Here is a 15,446-nt window from a genome sequence, read left to right as displayed (position 1 = left end):
CTCGCCGAGCCGAGCGACGGCGTAGGTTTGGGTTCGTGGAATCACGCAATACCTCCGACCTGCTGGCGCTCGTCGCCTCCGTCGTCGAGAAGTACGACGGCGAGCTGGTCGCATTGCGCCGCGATCTCCACCAGCACCCGGAGCTGTCGTGGCACGAGGGACGCACGATGGATGTCGTGGCGGAGCACCTCGTCCGGTCCGGCTGGCGGGTCACCCGGATGCCGCGCAGCGGGATCCTCGCCGACATCGGCGTCAGCGGTCCGCGGGTCGCGCTGCGTGCCGATCTCGACGCGTTGCCGGTGGCGGACCTGACCACGGACAGCTGGCGCAGCGAGAACGAGGGTGCCGCCCACGCCTGCGGCCACGACGTGCACACGGCGGCACTCGTCGGTGCCGCCCACGCCCTCGGCGAGGTGCACCAGCAGGGCCTCCTGCGCGGTCAGGTGCGGTTGCTGTTCCAGCCGGCCGAGGAGGTCATGCCCGGTGGCGCCAAGCACCTGATCAACCACGGTGCCCTCGAGGACGTCGACCGGATCTTCGCCCTGCACTGCGACCCCTCGGTCGACGTCGGCGCGATCGGCCTGCGCACGGGTCCCATCACCAGCGCGGCCGACCGGATCGACGTACGCCTCGAAGGCAACGGTGGGCACACGTCGCGGCCGCACCTGACCGGGGACCTGACCTTCGCGCTGGCCAAGGTCGCCAGCGAACTGCCGGCTGTCCTCAGCCGCCGGATGGATCCTCGCGCCGGCGTCAGCGTCGTCTGGGGCATGCTCAAGGCCGGTTCGGCCGCCAACGTGATCCCCGACCACGGCATGGCCAGCGGCACCGTCCGGATCCTCGAGGCCGAAGCCTGGGCCTCCTGCGAAGCGGTGGTCCGCGAAGCGGTCCTCGACATCGTGCGCCCCTACGGCGTGACCGCCACGGTCGACTACCTCCAGGGCGTCCCGCCGGTCGTCAACGACCGGCTCAGCGTGGCCATGATCGCTGCGGCCGCCGACGAACTCCTGGGCCTCCACCACCGCAAGGAGGTCGAGCAGAGCCTCGGCGGCGAGGACTTCGGGTGGTACCTCGAGCAGGTCCCCGGCGCGATGTTCCGCCTCGGCACCCGCACGCCGGGTGGCGCGCGCTACGACCTCCACCAGGGGGACTTCCTGGTGGACGAGCAGGCCGTTGGCTTCGGTGCGCGGATGATGGCGGGCGTGGCCATCCACGCCCTCGGCTCCCGCTGAGGCGCTAGCCCTTGCGGTACGGGATCCCGTCGGCGGCGGGCGCCCGGGAGTGCCCGACCAGTCCGGCGACGGCGATGATCGTGACGACGTACGGCAGCATCAGCATGAACTGGCTGGGCACCGGTGATCCGATCACCGACAGCACGCCCGACAGGTTCGTCGCGAAGCCGAACAGCAGCGCCGCGAGGGTCGCGCGGACCGGGTCCCAGCGGCCGAAGATCACCGCAGCGAGCGCGATGTAGCCGGCACCGTCGGTCATCTCCTCACCGAACTGCGGGACCGAGACGAGCGTGTACGTCGCGCCGCCGGCACCGGCGATCAGGCCGGCAATGATCATCGTGGTGTAGCGGGTCCTGTTGACCTTGATGCCGACGGTGTCGGCTGCCTTCGGGTGCTCGCCGACGGCGCGGACGCGCAGGCCCCATCGGGTGCGGTAGAGGGCCCAGGCGACCGCGAAGACTGCGAAGTACATGAGGTAGACGAGGATCGTTTGACGGAACAGCACCGGACCGATGATCGGGATCTCCCCGAGCAGCGGGATCGGGATGCGTTCGAAGTGCGGCGGGCTGTTCAGTCCCTCGGTGTTCTCGGCGAGGATCTGGCCGAACAGGAAGCTGGTCAGGCCGATCACCAGCACGTTGAGCACCACGCCCACGATCACCTGGTCGACGAAGTAGGTGATCGCGAAGAAGCTCAGCACCAGCGCGACGAGGGCGCCGGCGCACATCGCCGCGACCAGACCGCCCCACGGGGATCCGACGATGGTGCCGAACATCGCGGCGGCGAACGCGCCGAAGAGCAACTGGCCGTCGATGGCGATGTTGACGACGCCGGCCCGTTCACCCAGGACGCCACCGAGGGCGCCGAACACCAGGGGCACGGCGAGGGCGATCGAGCCGCCGAGGAGGCCGATCACCGGCACCGCGGCGCCGGCCGCGGCCCAGCACAGGAAGCCGGTCATGGCCAGGACGGAGAACAGCGCCACCAGCCAGATCGGAGTACGACGACCGCGACTCACCAGGAACGCCGAGGCGACCGTGCACAGTGCGAGCAGGATGACGATCGTGGTGACCGAGGGCGTCGAGGGGACGGTGATTTCGGGCAGCTCGAACAGGTCCGTGTCGGTGGCCAGGCGGAACGTGGTGTCGCCCTCGCGCGACTTGAAGGCGACGAGCAGCGAGACCAGCATCGTGACGACGCCGAGGACGATCGGGGCCTTGAGTGCGCCCCGCAGTCCGGCGACGGGGATGTCGTCGTCGATCGGCACAGGAACCTTGACCGGGGCGCTCATGCGACCGCCTCCTTCGGAAGTCGGAACAGCGCTCTCACCAGTGGCGGCGCGGCGATGAAGAGGACGATCAGGGACTGCACGACCAGCACGATCTCGATCGGGATGCCCTCCGACGCCGACATGGCGAAGCCACCCGCCTTGAGGGCGCCGAACAGGATGCCGGCGGCGAGGATGCCGAGCGGTCGGGAGCGCCCGAGCAGCGCGACGGTGATGGCGTCGAAGCCGATGCCGGCGTCGAGGTCCACCGTGACGCCGCTGGTGGCGGTGCCGAGGATCTGGTTGACGCCCGCGAGCCCGACCAGGGCACCCGCGATCAGCATCACCGAGACGTAGGTGCGACCGACGTTGATGCCGGCCGCCTGCGCGGCGTCCGGGTTCTCACCGACGGCCCGGAACCGGAAGCCCATGGCCGACTTGTTGAGCAGCCACCACACGAAGACCACGGCGATCAGTGCGATCACGAAGCCGAGATGCAGGTTGAACTTGTCGCCGAGGAGCTTCGGCAGGATCGCCGACTCCGGCATTGCCTCGGACTTCGGGTTGCCCGAGCCGGGCGCCTGGAGCCAGCTCTGCTGCGACAGGGCGTAGAAGACGAGGTAGTAGCCGACGTAGTTGAGCATGATCGTCACGATCACCTCGTGCGCGCCGCTCTTCGCCTTCAGGAGCCCGGCGATGCCGGCCCACAGGGCGCCGGCGAGGGCGCCGGCGAGGACGGCCAGCGGCAGGTGCAGGCCCATCGGCAGGTCCACGCTCACGGCGACCCAGCCCGCGGCGGCACCGGCGAGCAACATCTGGCCGCGGCCGCCGATGTTGAACAGACCGGCGCGGAACGCGAGACCGACGCCGAGGCCGGCGAGGATCAGCGGGCCGGAGTATTTCAGTGTCTCGGTGATCGGCCGGATCTTCGTCTCGAAGAGTTCTGCGTCCGAGTTGTAGACCGCACCGCGGAACAGCGCACCGTAGGCGCCGGAGATGGCCTCCTGGACGGCGGAGAAGAAGTCGCCGGGCCTCGCACCGATGTAGCCGGCGGCCTCGCGGACGTCGGGATCGGTCACCAGGATCATCAGGGATCCGACCAGCACGGCGAGGAGGACCGACAACACCGAGACCAGGGCGTGGCCCATGGCGATCTCGCGCAGCACCCCCTGCCACTGGCTGGGCGAGCCCCCTTCCTTCTCGGGCTGCTCCGGCTTCTCGGGTACGTCGACATCAACCGCCGCAGGCTCGGGAGCCTTCGGGGTCTCGGGTGCGGCGGGAGCTGCGGCCTTCTCGGGCTGCTCCGGGTTCTCCGGGTTCTCCGGGTTCTCCGGCACGCCCTTCTTCCCGCGCCTCATGCCACGATCCCTTCGGGCCGCTCGCCGGCCATCATCAGGCCGAGGGTCTCCCTCGGGGTGTCTGCGGGCACGATGCCGACGATCCTTCCGCGGTACAGGACCATGATCCGGTCCGACAGGGCTGCGATCTCGTCGAGCTCGGTCGAGACCAGCAGCACGGGGACGCCGGAGTCGCGCGTCGCGACGACCTGCTTGTGAATGAACTCGATCGACCCGACGTCGACGCCGCGGGTCGGTTGCGCAGCGACGAGCAGGCGCAGCTCGCGCGACAGCTCGCGGGCCACGACGACCTTCTGCTGGTTGCCGCCGGAGAGCTGTCCGGCCATCGATTCGATGCCGCGTGCCCGGACGTCGTACTCGACCAGCTTCTCGCTGGCGAAGGTCTCGAGGAGCTTGCGGCGGATCGTGCCGAACCGGACGAAGGGCGCACCGTGGCTGCGATTCAGCATGAGGTTCTCGGACAGCGTGAAGTCGGCGACGAGGCCGTCGACCTGCCGGTCCTCGGGGATGAAGCCGACGCCGGCGTCGAGCACCTTGCGGACCGACTTGCCGACCAGCTGGTGGCCGTCGAGCTCGGCGGAGCCCTTGACGTGGGCCTGCAGGCCCAGCAGCGCCTCGGTCAGCTCGGTCTGTCCGTTGCCCTGGACCCCGGCGACGCCGAGGACCTCGCCGGTGGCGATGGAGAAGCTGATGCTGTCGAGGTGGATGTGGCCAGTGGCGTCGATGACCTGAAGGTCCTTGACCACGAGCGCGTCGGCGCCGGGCTTTGCGGGGTCCTTGTGGACGGTGAGCTCGACGGGACGGCCCACCATGAGGGCGGCCAGTTCGGCGTTGGTGGCGGTGGGGCTGGCTTCGCCGACGACCGCACCGCGGCGGATGACCGTGATCCGGTCGGCGATCGCGCGGACCTCGCGGAGCTTGTGGCTGATGAAGACGATGGAGGTGCCGGACTCCTTGAGCTGGCGCATGATCGCCATCAGCTCGTCGGTCTCCTGCGGCGTGAGGACGGCGGTCGGCTCGTCGAAGACGAGGACCCGCGCGTCGCGCGAGAGGGCCTTGATGATCTCCACCCGCTGCTGGACGCCGACGGGCAGCGTCTCGATGAGTGCGTCGGGGTCGACGTCGAAGCCGAACCGCGCGGAGATCTCGCGCACCCGTTCGCGGGCGGCGTCGATGTCGAGCTTGCCGGCGAAGCCGGTGGACTCGTTGCCGAGCATGACGTTCTCGGCGACGGTGAAGACGGGGATGAGCATGAAGTGCTGGTGGACCATGCCGATGCCGGCGGCCATCGCGTCTCCGGGACCGGTGAAGGTCATCGGCGCGCCGTCCAGCACGATCTCGCCCTCGTCGGCCTGGTAGAGGCCGTAGAGCACGTTCATCAAGGTGGACTTGCCCGCGCCGTTCTCCCCGAGGAGTGCGTGGATCTCGCCTTCCTCCACCGTGAGGGAGATCCGGTCGTTGGCGACCAGGGGGCCGAACCGTTTCGTGATGCCCCGCAGTTCAAGCGTCATAAACGGGATCCTTACCGAGCGGGCGAACAGATACCAGTGAACTCGCCATGAAACTGGCGGGCGATGGTGATGGGAGGAAACAGACCGGGGGAGGCCGGCCCTGTGGCCGACCTCCCCTGGAGCCTGTCGTGCGGTGCTACGCGCTTACTTGTTGAGGTACGACGTGACCGGGATCGAGCCGTCGATGATGCCGGCCTTCACGGTCTCGAGCTCAGCAGCGAGCGTGTCGGAGATCTTGCTCTCGAAGTTGTGGAACGGCGCCAGGCCGACTCCGTCGTTCTCCAGCGTGCCGACGTAGGCGTCAGCGTTGAACTCGTCGTTGCCCGCAGCCAGCACGGCCTCGGTCGTGGACTGCTTCATGTTCTTGAGGATCGAGGTGAAGATGACGTCGGCCGTCTTCGGGTCGGTCTCGAAGAAGTCGGCGTCCACACCGACGAGGGCGATGTCCTTGCCCGAGTCGGCGATGGCGGTCAGCGCGCCCTGGTAGATCGGACCACCGACCGGCAGGATGATGTCGGCGTTCTGGTCGAGGATCTGCTTGGCGGTGTTGGTCGCCTTCTCGTTGGCGTCGAAGCCACCGGTGAAGACGCCCTTGTCGCCGCCCTCCCAGCCGACGAGCTTGACGTCCTTCTGCTTCTCCTTGGCGTAGTACTCCACGCCCTGCTTGAAGCCGTCCATGAAGATCGTCACGGTCGGGAACGGCTGGCCGCCGTACGTGCCGACGACGCCGGTCTTCGTGTAGTCAGCGGCCGCGTAGCCGGCGAGGAACGCCGCCTGAGCCGTGTCGTACAGGATCGGCTTGATGTTGTCGGCGTCCTTGGTGCCGTTGAAGTCGTTGTCGGCCGCGTCATCGATGAGGATGTACTCGATGTCGGGGTTGGCCTTCGCGGACTCGACCGTGGCAGCGGAGAGAGCGAAGCCGACCGTCACGATGGCGTCGCAGCCAGCGGTGACGAAGCCGTCGAGGGCACCGGCGTAGTCGTTCTCGTTCTTCGACTCGAATTCCTTGTACTCGCTGTTGAGCTCCTCGGCCGCGTCCTTCACGCCCTCGTAGCTCAGCTGGTTGAACGACTTGTCGTTGAAGCCGCCCGCGTCGGAAAGGATGCAGGGCAGGAAGTCGCTCTTGGCGTCCGAGCCCTCTTCCGGTGCGTCGCCACACGCGGCCAGGCCCGCGCTCGCCATGAGTGCCACGGCCGCGGCCGCCGACGTCCTCTTCCAGGTCTTCACAAATGTCCTCCAGGTCGACGCCCGCCGCAGGGGCAAGGCAGGGGTATGCATGACTGGTGCTCCGGTGCATCCTCACCCACGGCTTGCCCTGCGGGAAGCACCTTGGAGCAAACGGTTACCAACTTGGGACCATTTCTTGTGGTCCTCCGGGGTTGCGGCCGAAGATCCTCGTGCGGGTGACAGGCAGGGCGCTAGGTTGGCCGGGTGGTCGACTGGGACGCCCTGCAAGCCGCTGCGATCGAGATCGCTGCGCACGCCTACGCGCCGTACTCCGGTTATCGGGTCGGTGCAGCGGGCCTCGCCGAGGACGGGCGCCTGCTCGTCGGCTGCAATGTCGAGAACGCCGGGTACGGCGTCACGCTGTGCGCCGAGTGCGGACTGGTCTCCCAGTTGCACGCGACCGGCGGTGGTCGGCTGACGCACTTCGTCTGTGTGAATGGCTCCGGCGACGTGATCATGCCGTGCGGCCGCTGCCGCCAGTTGCTGTGGGAAGCCGGGGGAGCGCCGCTCGAGGTGATGACACCCGAAGGCGTGCTGACCATGGATCAGGTGCTGCCGCAGGCCTTCGGCCCCGAGAACCTCATCTAGGGTCTGCGCATGTCCGGAACCCACGACGCCGTCGAAGTCATCCTCGCGAAGCGCGACGGCGGCACCCTGTCCACCAGCCAGATCGACTGGATGGTCGACGCGTACACCCGCGGTGAGGTCGCCGACGAACAGATGTCGTCGCTGGCGATGGCCATCCTGCTCAACGGCATGGACCGTCGCGAGATCGCCGACTGGACGGCGGCGATGATCGCTTCCGGCGAGCGGATGGACTTCTCGTCGCTCTCACGCCCGACCGCCGACAAGCACTCGACCGGCGGCGTGGGTGACAAGATCACGCTCCCGCTGGCACCTCTGGTGGCCGCGTGTGGCGTCGCGGTCCCGCAGCTCTCCGGTCGCGGCCTCGGCCACACCGGCGGCACGCTCGACAAGCTCGAGTCGATCCCCGGCTGGCGCGCATTGCTCTCCAACGAGGAGATGATGGCGCAACTCGAGGGCGTCGGCGCCGTCATCTGCGCGGCCGGCGACGGACTCGCTCCTGCCGACAAGAAGCTCTACGCCCTGCGCGACGTGACGGGCACCGTCGAGGCGATCCCGCTCATCGCCTCCTCGATCATGAGCAAGAAGATCGCCGAGGGCACCGGTGCGCTGGTGCTCGATGTGAAGGTGGGCAGCGGCGCGTTCATGAAGTCCGTGGATCGGGCCCGTGAGCTGGCTGAAGTGATGGTCGCCCTGGGCAAGGACGCCGGCGTGAACACCGTCGCCCTGCTCACCGACATGGACACCCCGCTCGGCTTCACGGCGGGCAACGCGATCGAGGTCGCCGAGTCGGTTGAGGTGCTCGCCGGCGGTGGGCCTGCCGATGTCGTCGAACTGACGGTCGCGCTGGCCCGGGAGATGCTCGCCGCCGCCGGCCGCCCGGACATCGACCCCGCGCCGAAGCTCGCCGACGGATCCGCGATGGATGCGTGGCGCGCGATGATCAGCGCCCAGGGCGGCGATCCGGCTGCGGTGCTACCGGTGGCACGCGAGTCGCACGTGGTCGTTGCTCCGGCGGATGGCGTCCTCACCCGCCTCGACGCGATGGCCGTCGGTCTCGCTGCCTGGCGCCTCGGTGCCGGACGCGCGCGCAAGGAGGATCCGGTGCAGGCCGGTGCCGGCGTGGTCTGGCATGCGCGGCCGGGTGATGTGGTTGTTGCCGGGGCACCGTTGTTCACCTTGCTCACCGACACCCCCGAGCGGTTCGACCGGGCGCTGGCCTCCCTCGAGGGCGGGTACGACGTCGCGGCTCCCGGCACGGCCTTCGCGGCCGGCCCTCTCGTCATCGACCGCATCGGATAGGAATGCTTCATGGAAACTGACCTGCTGCGGGCGGCGCCGAAGGTGTTGCTGCACGACCACCTCGACGGTGGGCTGCGTCCCGCGACGATCCTCGAGCTTGCCGCGGAGGTCGGCCACGAACTGCCGGAGTCCGACGCCGACGCGTTGGCGGTCTGGTTCGCCGAGGCCGCCGACTCGGGTTCCCTGGAGCGCTACCTCGAGACCTTCGCGCACACGGTCGGGGTGATGCAGACGGCCGATGCGCTGACCCGCGTGGCCCGCGAGTGCGTCGAGGACCTCGCCGCGGACGGAGTCGTCTACGCCGAGATCCGCTACGCGCCCGAACTCCATGTCGAGTCCGGGCTCGACCTTCCCGATGTGGTCGCGGCCGTGCAGAAGGGCTTCGAGGAGGGCATGGCTGCAGCGGGCGGCACGATCGTCGTCCGCCACCTGCTGACCGCGATGCGCCAGGCCGCGCGGGCCATGGAGATCGCCGAACTCGCCATCCAGTGGCGCGATCGCGGCGTCGCCGGCTTCGACATCGCCGGCCCGGAAGCGGGATTCCCGCCCACCCGGTTCATCGACGCGTTCGAGTACCTCCAGCGCGAGAACTCGCACTTCACCATCCACGCCGGCGAGGGCTTCGGCCTGCCGTCGATCTGGGAAGCCGTGCAGTGGTGCGGCGCCGACCGGCTCGGCCACGGCGTGCGGATCGTCGAGGACATCTCGTTCGAGGATGACGGCACTCCGATCCTGGGGCGGCTGGCGTCGTACGTCCGGGACAAGCGGATCCCACTCGAGATGTGCCCGTCCTCCAACGTGCAGACCGGTGCGACCGCCTCGCTGGCCGAGCACCCGATCAAGCTGCTGGCGTCGCTGCGCTTCCGGGTCACGGTCAACACCGACAACCGGCTGATGAGCCGGACGTCGCTGAGCCAGGAGTTCGGCCTGCTGGCCGAGACCTTCGGCTACGGGCTGGCCGAGATGGAGTGGCTGACCGTCAACGCGATGAAGTCCGCCTTCATCCCGTACGACGAGCGGTACCGGCTGATCACCGAGATCATCAAGCCCTGGTACGCGGCTCAAAGGGTCGTCGAGTAGCCGCGAGGAACGAGCGGCGTATCGAGACGCGCTCAGGCCACGAACCAGACGTGGCTCCACCCGGCGACGTCGAAGTCGTTGTCGACCCACTTCTCCTCGATCACCCGGACCAGCTGGCCGCGGGCGGGGTCGAACACCTGGATCGCGCCGTCCATGGCGGCGACGGCGAGGATGACGTGGCGGGGGAGCCAGCGGCTGCCGATGTAGACGGCGACGGGCCGGTGCGCGAGTTGCTCGCGCACGATCTCGTAGGCGAGCGCCGGACGCGGGCGGGCGAACACGGTGGCGATGTGCTGGCCGGTCAGGACGCGCAGCAAGTTCACGATCGCCCACGGTGGCGTGCCGAGGGCTCGCGGCCAGGGCATCTGGAAGCGGTCGCGCGCGCTGGTCGCGGAGGTGAGGACCCGGTGCTCGTCCTTGATCTCGGTCGCTCCGTCGGCGCCGGCCGCGGGGCGCCAGTCGCTCAGCATCGCCTTGGCGGCAAGGGCGCTGGCCGCGCCGCAACTGCGGGGGTCGGGCTGCTTGAGGGCGGACGGATCGAGGTCAGCTGGCCAGCGCATGGTCATCGCCCTCCGGGTTGCGCAGGTCGGCGAAGGCGCGGTCACCGGTGGCGACGCGGCAGCCGACGGCGACCGCCCGTCGTACGACCTGGCGCTGGGCGCGCGCGAGGGCGAGGCCGCGGCGGAGCAGGACCAGGGGTGGCTTGCGGTGCTCGTGGAGGTCGCGGGTCAGGCGTCGCCAGAAGGTGACCATCGGGTGCTGGGTGATGCAGTACGCCGCCTCGAGCATCCCCGAGCGACGGCACTCCTCGACCACCTCGGCCGCGAAGATGCCCTCGGCGCAGAAGCGGGGGGCGCCGTTCAGGTCGAGGCGTTGGGTGCCGGTGCGCTTGCTCTCGGAGATCGAGTAGACCGGGACCTCGGTCGCACCGGTGGCGCAGAGTTCGCGCAGCGCGGTGAGGGCGTCGTCGCAGTGCCACGTGCCGGGGTGGTCCCAGTCGACGAGGCCGGCGTTCGCGCCCTCGGTGATCTGCGGCAGGTCCGGCTCGTCGCCGTCGCGGTAGAAGTCGTCGAGCCGCAGCGTCGGCCAGCCGTGCGCCTTCTCCAGGCGCTCCGCCAGCCGCGACTTGCCCGATCCCGAGGGGCCGGCGAGGACGATCACACGCGCGGTCATGGGAGTCGAGTCTGCCGCATTTTCTCCCGTCAGCGCAGTCCGCGCACGATGGCGCCGAGCGCTTCGTCGAGTTGGGCGTCCGTGCACCCGCCGAAGCCGATCACCAGGCCGTGCCGGGTGTCCGACCGGCAGTAGTCGGCGAGCAGCGGGACGTCGTACCCCTTTGTGCGGGCGGACTGGTGTGCGGCTTCGGCCTGCCGGCGGGGGAGTTCGAGGGTGGCGTACATGCCGGCGATCGGGCCGGTGGTCTGTGCGTACGGCGCCAGGGCCTTCGCGACACGAGTGCTGCGTTCGGCGTACGTGCGGCGGGCCGAGCGGACCACCTTGTCGACGTACCCGTCGCGCAGGAGCGAGAGGTACGCGCGCTGGACCGGCCAGGACGCCGTGTCGTGGGTGATGGCGCGCATCTGGTTGAGCGGGTCGAGCAGGTGTTGCGGAGGGACGAGCCAGCCGAGCCGCATGCTCGGAGCCACGGCCTTGCTCGCGGTGCCGAGGTAGGCGACGCGGGTGCGGTCGAGGGAGGCGAGCGCGGGCACGGGCGCGACGTCGTAGCGGAACTCGGAGTCGTAGTCGTCCTCGATGATCAGGGCTCCGGACGTGCGGCTCGCGTCGAGGAGGGCAAGGCGCGCGCTGCCGGACATGGTCGGGCCGAGCGGGTGCTGGTGGGCCGGGGTGACGTAGGCGGCGGCACAGGTCGCGAGCGTGGTGGCGTCGGGCGGCGGCCCGAGCGCGGGTACGTCGACGACCTCGCGCCCGGCGAGCCGGACCGTGGCGACAGCGGCCCGGTAGCCCGGGTCGTCGACGGTGACGGGTCCGGGTGGGAGGACGCCGAGGAGGTGGCGCAGTCCGTCGGTCGTCCCCGCGGTCACCAGGACGTCGTCCGGATCGCAGTCCAGGCCGCGGATCCGGCCCAGCCGGGCGGCGATCTCGGTGCGGAGCTCGGGGAGTCCGCGGGGGTCGTCGTACCCGGCGGGAGGGCGAGTGGTGGACACGTCGCGCCAGGCGCGACGCCAGAGTGCGGCGTACCGCGGGTCGATCCACGGCGTGCCGGCGTCGAGGCGGAGGAGGGGCCGTGCTTCGGGTGCTCGGCGGCGGGGCCGATGGGGTGGTGCCTGGGCGGGCGCGCTCGCGGAGACGAACGTCCCGGAGCCGTGGCGGCCCTCGAGCCAGCCCTCGGCGACGAGTTGGCCGTAGGCCACTTCGGTGACGGCGCGGGCGACGCCGAGCTCGGTGGCGAGGGCGCGGCTGCTGGGCAGCCGGTCACCGGCAGCGAGGCGACCGTCGGTGACCTGGCGGCGGATCTCGTCGGCGAGCTGTCCGCCCAGGGGCCGTCGGTCGGCGCGGTCCAGGACGACGGCGAGGGTGGCTGCCATGCGAGTGTCCTGTCATGTTTGCGTCGGATTGGCCCGTGTGCACAGGCCACTTGGTGGGGAGTCTAGAGGCATGAGCACCGAAGCGCCCCTGTCGCCGACGCCCCGCACGACCGTCACCCGTGGCCGCAACCGGATGGTGTCCGACCGTGCCGAACTGCACGCGTTCCTCGCCGACGGTCTGGTCGCGCACCTCGGGGTGACGGTCGGCGACCACCCGCTGGTGCTGCCGGCTGCGTATGCGATCGACGTCTCCGGGCCGGATGCGGGCGGAACGCTCTACGTGCACGGGTCCGTCGCGGCCGGCTGGCTGCGGCAGGCCCAGGGCGGCACGGTCTGCGTCACGGTCACCGAGGTGGACGGCCTGGTGGCCGGCCGCTCGGCGTTCCACCACTCCATGAACTACCGCTCCGCCGTGGTCATCGGCGCGGCGCGCGTGGTCGATGACGAAGAGGAGCGGCAGCACGCCCTCGACCTGATCGTCGACCACATGATCCCCGGCCGATCCGGCACGCTGCGGCCCAGCACCCGCAAGGAACTGGCGGCCACGGCGGTGCTGGCGATTCCGCTCGCCGAGGCCTCCATGAAGGCTCGGGCGGGGGACCCGGTCGACGAGCCCAGCGATGTGGCTGCGGGTGTGTGGGGCGGATACATCCCGCTCGCCCGAGTGGCCGCGAGTCCCGTGTCCTCGGCCGACTCCCACGATCGGGTTCCTGCGGACGTCGTACAAAGGGCCGAGGGGCTAGGGCGGAGTGCTGCAGAACGTGGCGTGGTCGGGCCGGTTGCTGACCTGGTCAGCGCCGACGCACGCGCCTGACCCGAGCGAGGCCTCCGAGGTCGCGGACGCCGGCGACAGTACGACGTCGGCCGGTTGCTCGCTCCCGCTGCAACCAGCGAGGGCGAGGGTGGCAAGGACGGCGATCGCCGCCGCATGAGTGCGGTGCATGGATCCTCCCGAGATCGTCTGCGTCCGATTCGAACGCATCGATGACGCTAGGTGCGTCGGAGACTTTCGGCCACCAAGCAAACTCCAGCCTGTGGACAACGTCCGTTCCTGGTGGTTGAGGTGCGAGCGTGCACAAGCTCGTCGAGTAGCGGCGAGCGCCAGCGAGCCGCGTATCGAGACGCCGCCGCGGTGGTTGAGGTGCGAACAAATTCTGGCGAGCCCGATGGTTGAGGTGCGAGCGGATTCTGGCGGGCCTGGTGGTTGAGGTGCGAGCGAAATCTGGCGAGCCCGGTGGTTGAGGTGCGAGCGAAGCGAGCCTCGAAACCCCCGGCCCTGACCACCAACTCTCCACAGCCCAGTCGGGGACTTTCACCTGTCCACAGGCGGGTTTCCGGCGCTTCGCGATGTCGGAGGTCGGTGATCTAATACATGTATGGATCTCGGAACCGACACCCGCTCTGATCGGGCCTTGCTGTCCGACCTCAGCAAGGGCGTCAAGGTCCGCCAGGCTGCGCTGGTCAAGGAATGGATCGACATCGCGACCTGGGCCAGGCGCAACATCGTCACCAGCCCCGAGCAGGCCGCGACCATCGTCGACGGGATCATCGACACCGGCGTCCCGATCGCGGGCGCCGGTGCACCACTGGTGTCCGAGTTCAACCTGATGGAACTCATCGCCATGTTGGGTCGCTCACCTGATGGTGGACGTGGGTACGTCGGGCGGATCATCGAGTGCGCCTGGCGCCTCCCCGGGATCTACGCGGCAGTGGTCGAGGGCAGGTTGGAACCGTGGCGGGCTGAACGCATCGCCGACCTCACCCGGCCCCTCAACGCCGAAGCGGCTGCGTTCGTGGACCGCCAGCTCGCTACCGTCGGCGGCGTGGGTTGGGCCCAACTCGAACGGCTGGTTCAGGAAGCGGTGATCAGGTTCGACCCCGAACGCGCCGAAGCCGAGCGCCAAGCCGCCGCCGACGCCCGCCGGGTCGACGTCGGTGACGTCGACGCGAACGGGCAGGTCGAGTCCCACTCGGTTCTGGATGCCGCGGATGCCCATGACTTCGACCTCGCGTTGTCGCGTCGAGCCAAGATCCGCGGACAACTCGGCGACACCGACTCCTTCGACGTCCGCCGCTCCAAGTCCGTTGGCGACCTGGCCCGTCAGGACCTGTCCCTGGACCTGCTGTTCGCCGACGAGGAGACCGGTGAAGTCGTTGCGACCAGCCCCGGCCGCAAGGTCGAACTGAGTGTCCACATCACCGACACCGCCCTGACCTCTGATGATGAGGACAACCCGTTCGCGAACCCCGTCGGCCGCTGGGACCAAGGCCGCGCCCCGATCTCCATCGCGCAGATCAAGGAATGGCTCCGCGCCCGCGACACCACGATCATCGTGCGACCGGTGATCGATCTGGCCGATTGCGTCCCGGTCGATTCCTACGAGATCCCCGACCGCATCCGTCGCAGGGTCGAACAGCGTGATCACCAATGCCGGTTCCCCTGGTGCAGCAGACCAGCGGCGAAGTGCGACCTGGACCATGTGGTCCCGCACAACAAGGGCGGCCCGACCTGCCCCTGCAACCTCGTCCCCGGATGCCGACGACATCACCGCGCCAAAACCTTCTCCAACTGGCGCTACGTGATCGTCCTACCCGGGCATTACCTGTGGATCAGCCCGAACGGCCACCACTTCCTCGTCGGACCCGACGGCACCCAAGCCCTCGACCCACCACGCGCGCCCGACCCCGACGAATAGCTCCCCCTCGCCCCGCACCCCGCCCACCAGCGGGGCCAACGGCATGCCCGCTCATGACGAGAGTCGGGCGGTCTGGGATCCGGCCTGACCATTCAGTGAGGCGACGCGGTCATTGTGTGGTCCTGCATTCACTGGGTGAACGCAGAACCACACAATCACTGCCACCACCGTCCCAGCCAGATCCGCCCGACTCAGCCGCGTTCAGGGCGTCGCACCTGCGCGCGCAGTGTGAAGAGCTACGGGACCCGGCAGATGACCGAAACCATCGAGCGCACTCATCTGTCGCGTCGCGCTCTTTGCGCTGAAGAGTGGACGAGTGCGTGTCATGGAGTCAGGACCCGTAGCCGGATACCCGAGCCCGTGTTTCGACAAGTCAACTACCCATGGCGCTCAGGGCCGCGGCCACCCAGAGGATGTTGGCGCCCAAACCGATGAAGCCACCGACCAGGATCGGCATCGCCAATGTCCGATCTCCGCGGACTCTGGTGGCGGTGGAGACCAGGGCGGTCAGTGCCAGCGGGGCGAGGATGACGAACGTCCAGGGGTTGTCCTCGTGCAGGATGTCTGGCTGCCTGACCGCGACGAACACCGCCAAGGCGTTCAGGACGGAACTGACGGCGAGGCCGGTGTACATGGCCCCGG

The 15,446-nt window shown here is 69.3% G+C and carries 14 protein-coding genes; 6 read left to right on the top strand and 8 right to left on the bottom strand.

The window, feature by feature from the left end; translation table 11 throughout:
• The first annotated feature begins 35 nt into the window (after positions 1 to 35).
• Entirely contained in the window at positions 36 to 1,232 is a 1,197-nt protein-coding gene (locus HRC28_RS21640; RefSeq protein WP_182377436.1) for an amidohydrolase, read from the top strand.
• A gap of 4 nt (positions 1,233 to 1,236) precedes the next feature.
• On the opposite strand, the gene HRC28_RS21635 is transcribed toward HRC28_RS21640, so the two are convergent.
• The 4 genes from HRC28_RS21635 to HRC28_RS21620 form a co-directional block, all read right to left on the bottom strand.
• A complete protein-coding gene (locus tag HRC28_RS21635; RefSeq protein ID WP_182377435.1) occupies positions 1,237 to 2,523 on the bottom strand; it encodes an ABC transporter permease in 1,287 nt (428 codons plus the stop codon).
• Positions 2,520 to 3,857: an ABC transporter permease gene (locus HRC28_RS21630; protein ID WP_182377434.1), complete on the bottom strand. Its 1,338-nt coding sequence runs from the start codon at positions 3,855 to 3,857 to the stop codon at positions 2,520 to 2,522. Before HRC28_RS21630 ends, HRC28_RS21635 begins: the two co-directional genes overlap by 4 nt.
• Positions 3,854 to 5,368 carry an ABC transporter ATP-binding protein gene (locus HRC28_RS21625; RefSeq protein ID WP_182377433.1) on the bottom strand — a complete coding sequence of 505 codons (1,515 nt, stop codon included), beginning with the start codon at positions 5,366 to 5,368 and terminating at the stop codon, positions 3,854 to 3,856. Before HRC28_RS21625 ends, HRC28_RS21630 begins: the two co-directional genes overlap by 4 nt.
• Before the next feature lie 144 nt (positions 5,369 to 5,512).
• On the bottom strand, positions 5,513 to 6,595 hold the full coding sequence (locus HRC28_RS21620; protein ID WP_237111602.1) for a BMP family ABC transporter substrate-binding protein: 1,083 nt from the start codon (positions 6,593 to 6,595) through the stop codon (positions 5,513 to 5,515).
• Between the two features lie 204 nt (positions 6,596 to 6,799).
• On the opposite strand from HRC28_RS21620, the gene HRC28_RS21615 reads away from it, so the two are divergent.
• Genes HRC28_RS21615 through HRC28_RS21605 form a run of 3 tightly spaced genes read left to right on the top strand, consistent with a single transcriptional unit; the run spans position 6,800 to position 9,562 of the window.
• On the top strand, positions 6,800 to 7,183 hold the full coding sequence (locus HRC28_RS21615) for a cytidine deaminase (RefSeq protein ID WP_182377432.1): 384 nt from the start codon (positions 6,800 to 6,802) through the stop codon (positions 7,181 to 7,183).
• A 9-nt stretch (positions 7,184 to 7,192) separates the two neighbouring features.
• Positions 7,193 to 8,482, top strand: a complete 1,290-nt coding sequence (locus HRC28_RS21610; RefSeq protein ID WP_182377431.1) for a thymidine phosphorylase — start codon at positions 7,193 to 7,195, stop codon at positions 8,480 to 8,482.
• Positions 8,483 to 8,491: 9 nt separating this feature from the next.
• Complete coding sequence (locus HRC28_RS21605) at positions 8,492 to 9,562, top strand: adenosine deaminase (RefSeq protein WP_182377430.1); 1,071 nt, start codon at positions 8,492 to 8,494, stop codon at positions 9,560 to 9,562.
• A gap of 32 nt (positions 9,563 to 9,594) precedes the next feature.
• On the opposite strand, the gene HRC28_RS21600 is transcribed toward HRC28_RS21605, so the two are convergent.
• The 3 genes from HRC28_RS21600 to HRC28_RS21590 are packed head-to-tail and all read right to left on the bottom strand — an operon-like array spanning position 9,595 to position 12,108.
• A complete protein-coding gene (locus tag HRC28_RS21600) occupies positions 9,595 to 10,122 on the bottom strand; it encodes a hypothetical protein (protein ID WP_182377429.1) in 528 nt (175 codons plus the stop codon).
• Positions 10,106 to 10,735 (bottom strand): AAA family ATPase, encoded by a 630-nt coding sequence (locus HRC28_RS21595; protein WP_182377428.1) that lies wholly within the window; start codon positions 10,733 to 10,735, stop codon positions 10,106 to 10,108. The genes HRC28_RS21600 and HRC28_RS21595 overlap by 17 nt, the downstream gene beginning before the upstream one ends.
• A gap of 29 nt (positions 10,736 to 10,764) precedes the next feature.
• Positions 10,765 to 12,108 (bottom strand): PLP-dependent aminotransferase family protein, encoded by a 1,344-nt coding sequence (locus HRC28_RS21590; RefSeq protein WP_182377427.1) that lies wholly within the window; start codon positions 12,106 to 12,108, stop codon positions 10,765 to 10,767.
• Positions 12,109 to 12,178: 70 nt separating this feature from the next.
• On the opposite strand from HRC28_RS21590, the gene HRC28_RS21585 reads away from it, so the two are divergent.
• Both HRC28_RS21585 and HRC28_RS21580 read left to right on the top strand, forming a co-directional pair.
• Complete coding sequence (locus HRC28_RS21585; RefSeq protein ID WP_182377426.1) at positions 12,179 to 12,922, top strand: pyridoxamine 5'-phosphate oxidase family protein; 744 nt, start codon at positions 12,179 to 12,181, stop codon at positions 12,920 to 12,922.
• Positions 12,923 to 13,484: 562 nt separating this feature from the next.
• A complete protein-coding gene (locus HRC28_RS21580) occupies positions 13,485 to 14,804 on the top strand; it encodes an HNH endonuclease signature motif containing protein (RefSeq protein WP_182377425.1) in 1,320 nt (439 codons plus the stop codon).
• 373 nt (positions 14,805 to 15,177) lie between these two features.
• On the opposite strand, the gene HRC28_RS21575 is transcribed toward HRC28_RS21580, so the two are convergent.
• A complete protein-coding gene (locus HRC28_RS21575) occupies positions 15,178 to 15,438 on the bottom strand; it encodes a hypothetical protein (protein WP_182377424.1) in 261 nt (86 codons plus the stop codon).
• Positions 15,439 to 15,446 lie beyond the last annotated feature (8 nt).

The sequence above is a fragment of the Nocardioides sp. WS12 genome (genome assembly GCF_014108865.1).
Taxonomy (GTDB): Bacteria; Actinomycetota; Actinomycetes; order Propionibacteriales; family Nocardioidaceae; genus Nocardioides.
Note: the sequence above shows the minus strand (reverse complement) of the source record. Positions and strands in the feature narration are given on the sequence as shown.

Bases quoted from the DNA above. Each gene is read 5' to 3' on its own strand.
- HRC28_RS21635 (WP_182377435.1), bottom strand. From the start codon at position 2,523: ATGAGCGCCCCGGTCAAGGTTCCTGTGCCGATCGACGACGACATCCCC.
- HRC28_RS21630 (WP_182377434.1), bottom strand. From the start codon at position 3,857: ATGAGGCGCGGGAAGAAGGGCGTGCCGGAGAACCCGGAGAACCCGGAG.
- HRC28_RS21625 (WP_182377433.1), bottom strand. From the start codon at position 5,368: ATGACGCTTGAACTGCGGGGCATCACGAAACGGTTCGGCCCCCTGGTC.
- HRC28_RS21610 (WP_182377431.1), top strand. From the start codon at position 7,193: ATGTCCGGAACCCACGACGCCGTCGAAGTCATCCTCGCGAAGCGCGAC.
- HRC28_RS21605 (WP_182377430.1), top strand. From the start codon at position 8,492: ATGGAAACTGACCTGCTGCGGGCGGCGCCGAAGGTGTTGCTGCACGAC.
- HRC28_RS21600 (WP_182377429.1), bottom strand. From the start codon at position 10,122: ATGCGCTGGCCAGCTGACCTCGATCCGTCCGCCCTCAAGCAGCCCGAC.
- HRC28_RS21595 (WP_182377428.1), bottom strand. From the start codon at position 10,735: ATGACCGCGCGTGTGATCGTCCTCGCCGGCCCCTCGGGATCGGGCAAG.
- HRC28_RS21590 (WP_182377427.1), bottom strand. From the start codon at position 12,108: ATGGCAGCCACCCTCGCCGTCGTCCTGGACCGCGCCGACCGACGGCCC.
- HRC28_RS21585 (WP_182377426.1), top strand. From the start codon at position 12,179: ATGAGCACCGAAGCGCCCCTGTCGCCGACGCCCCGCACGACCGTCACC.
- HRC28_RS21580 (WP_182377425.1), top strand. From the start codon at position 13,485: ATGGATCTCGGAACCGACACCCGCTCTGATCGGGCCTTGCTGTCCGAC.
- HRC28_RS21575 (WP_182377424.1), bottom strand. From the start codon at position 15,438: ATGTACACCGGCCTCGCCGTCAGTTCCGTCCTGAACGCCTTGGCGGTG.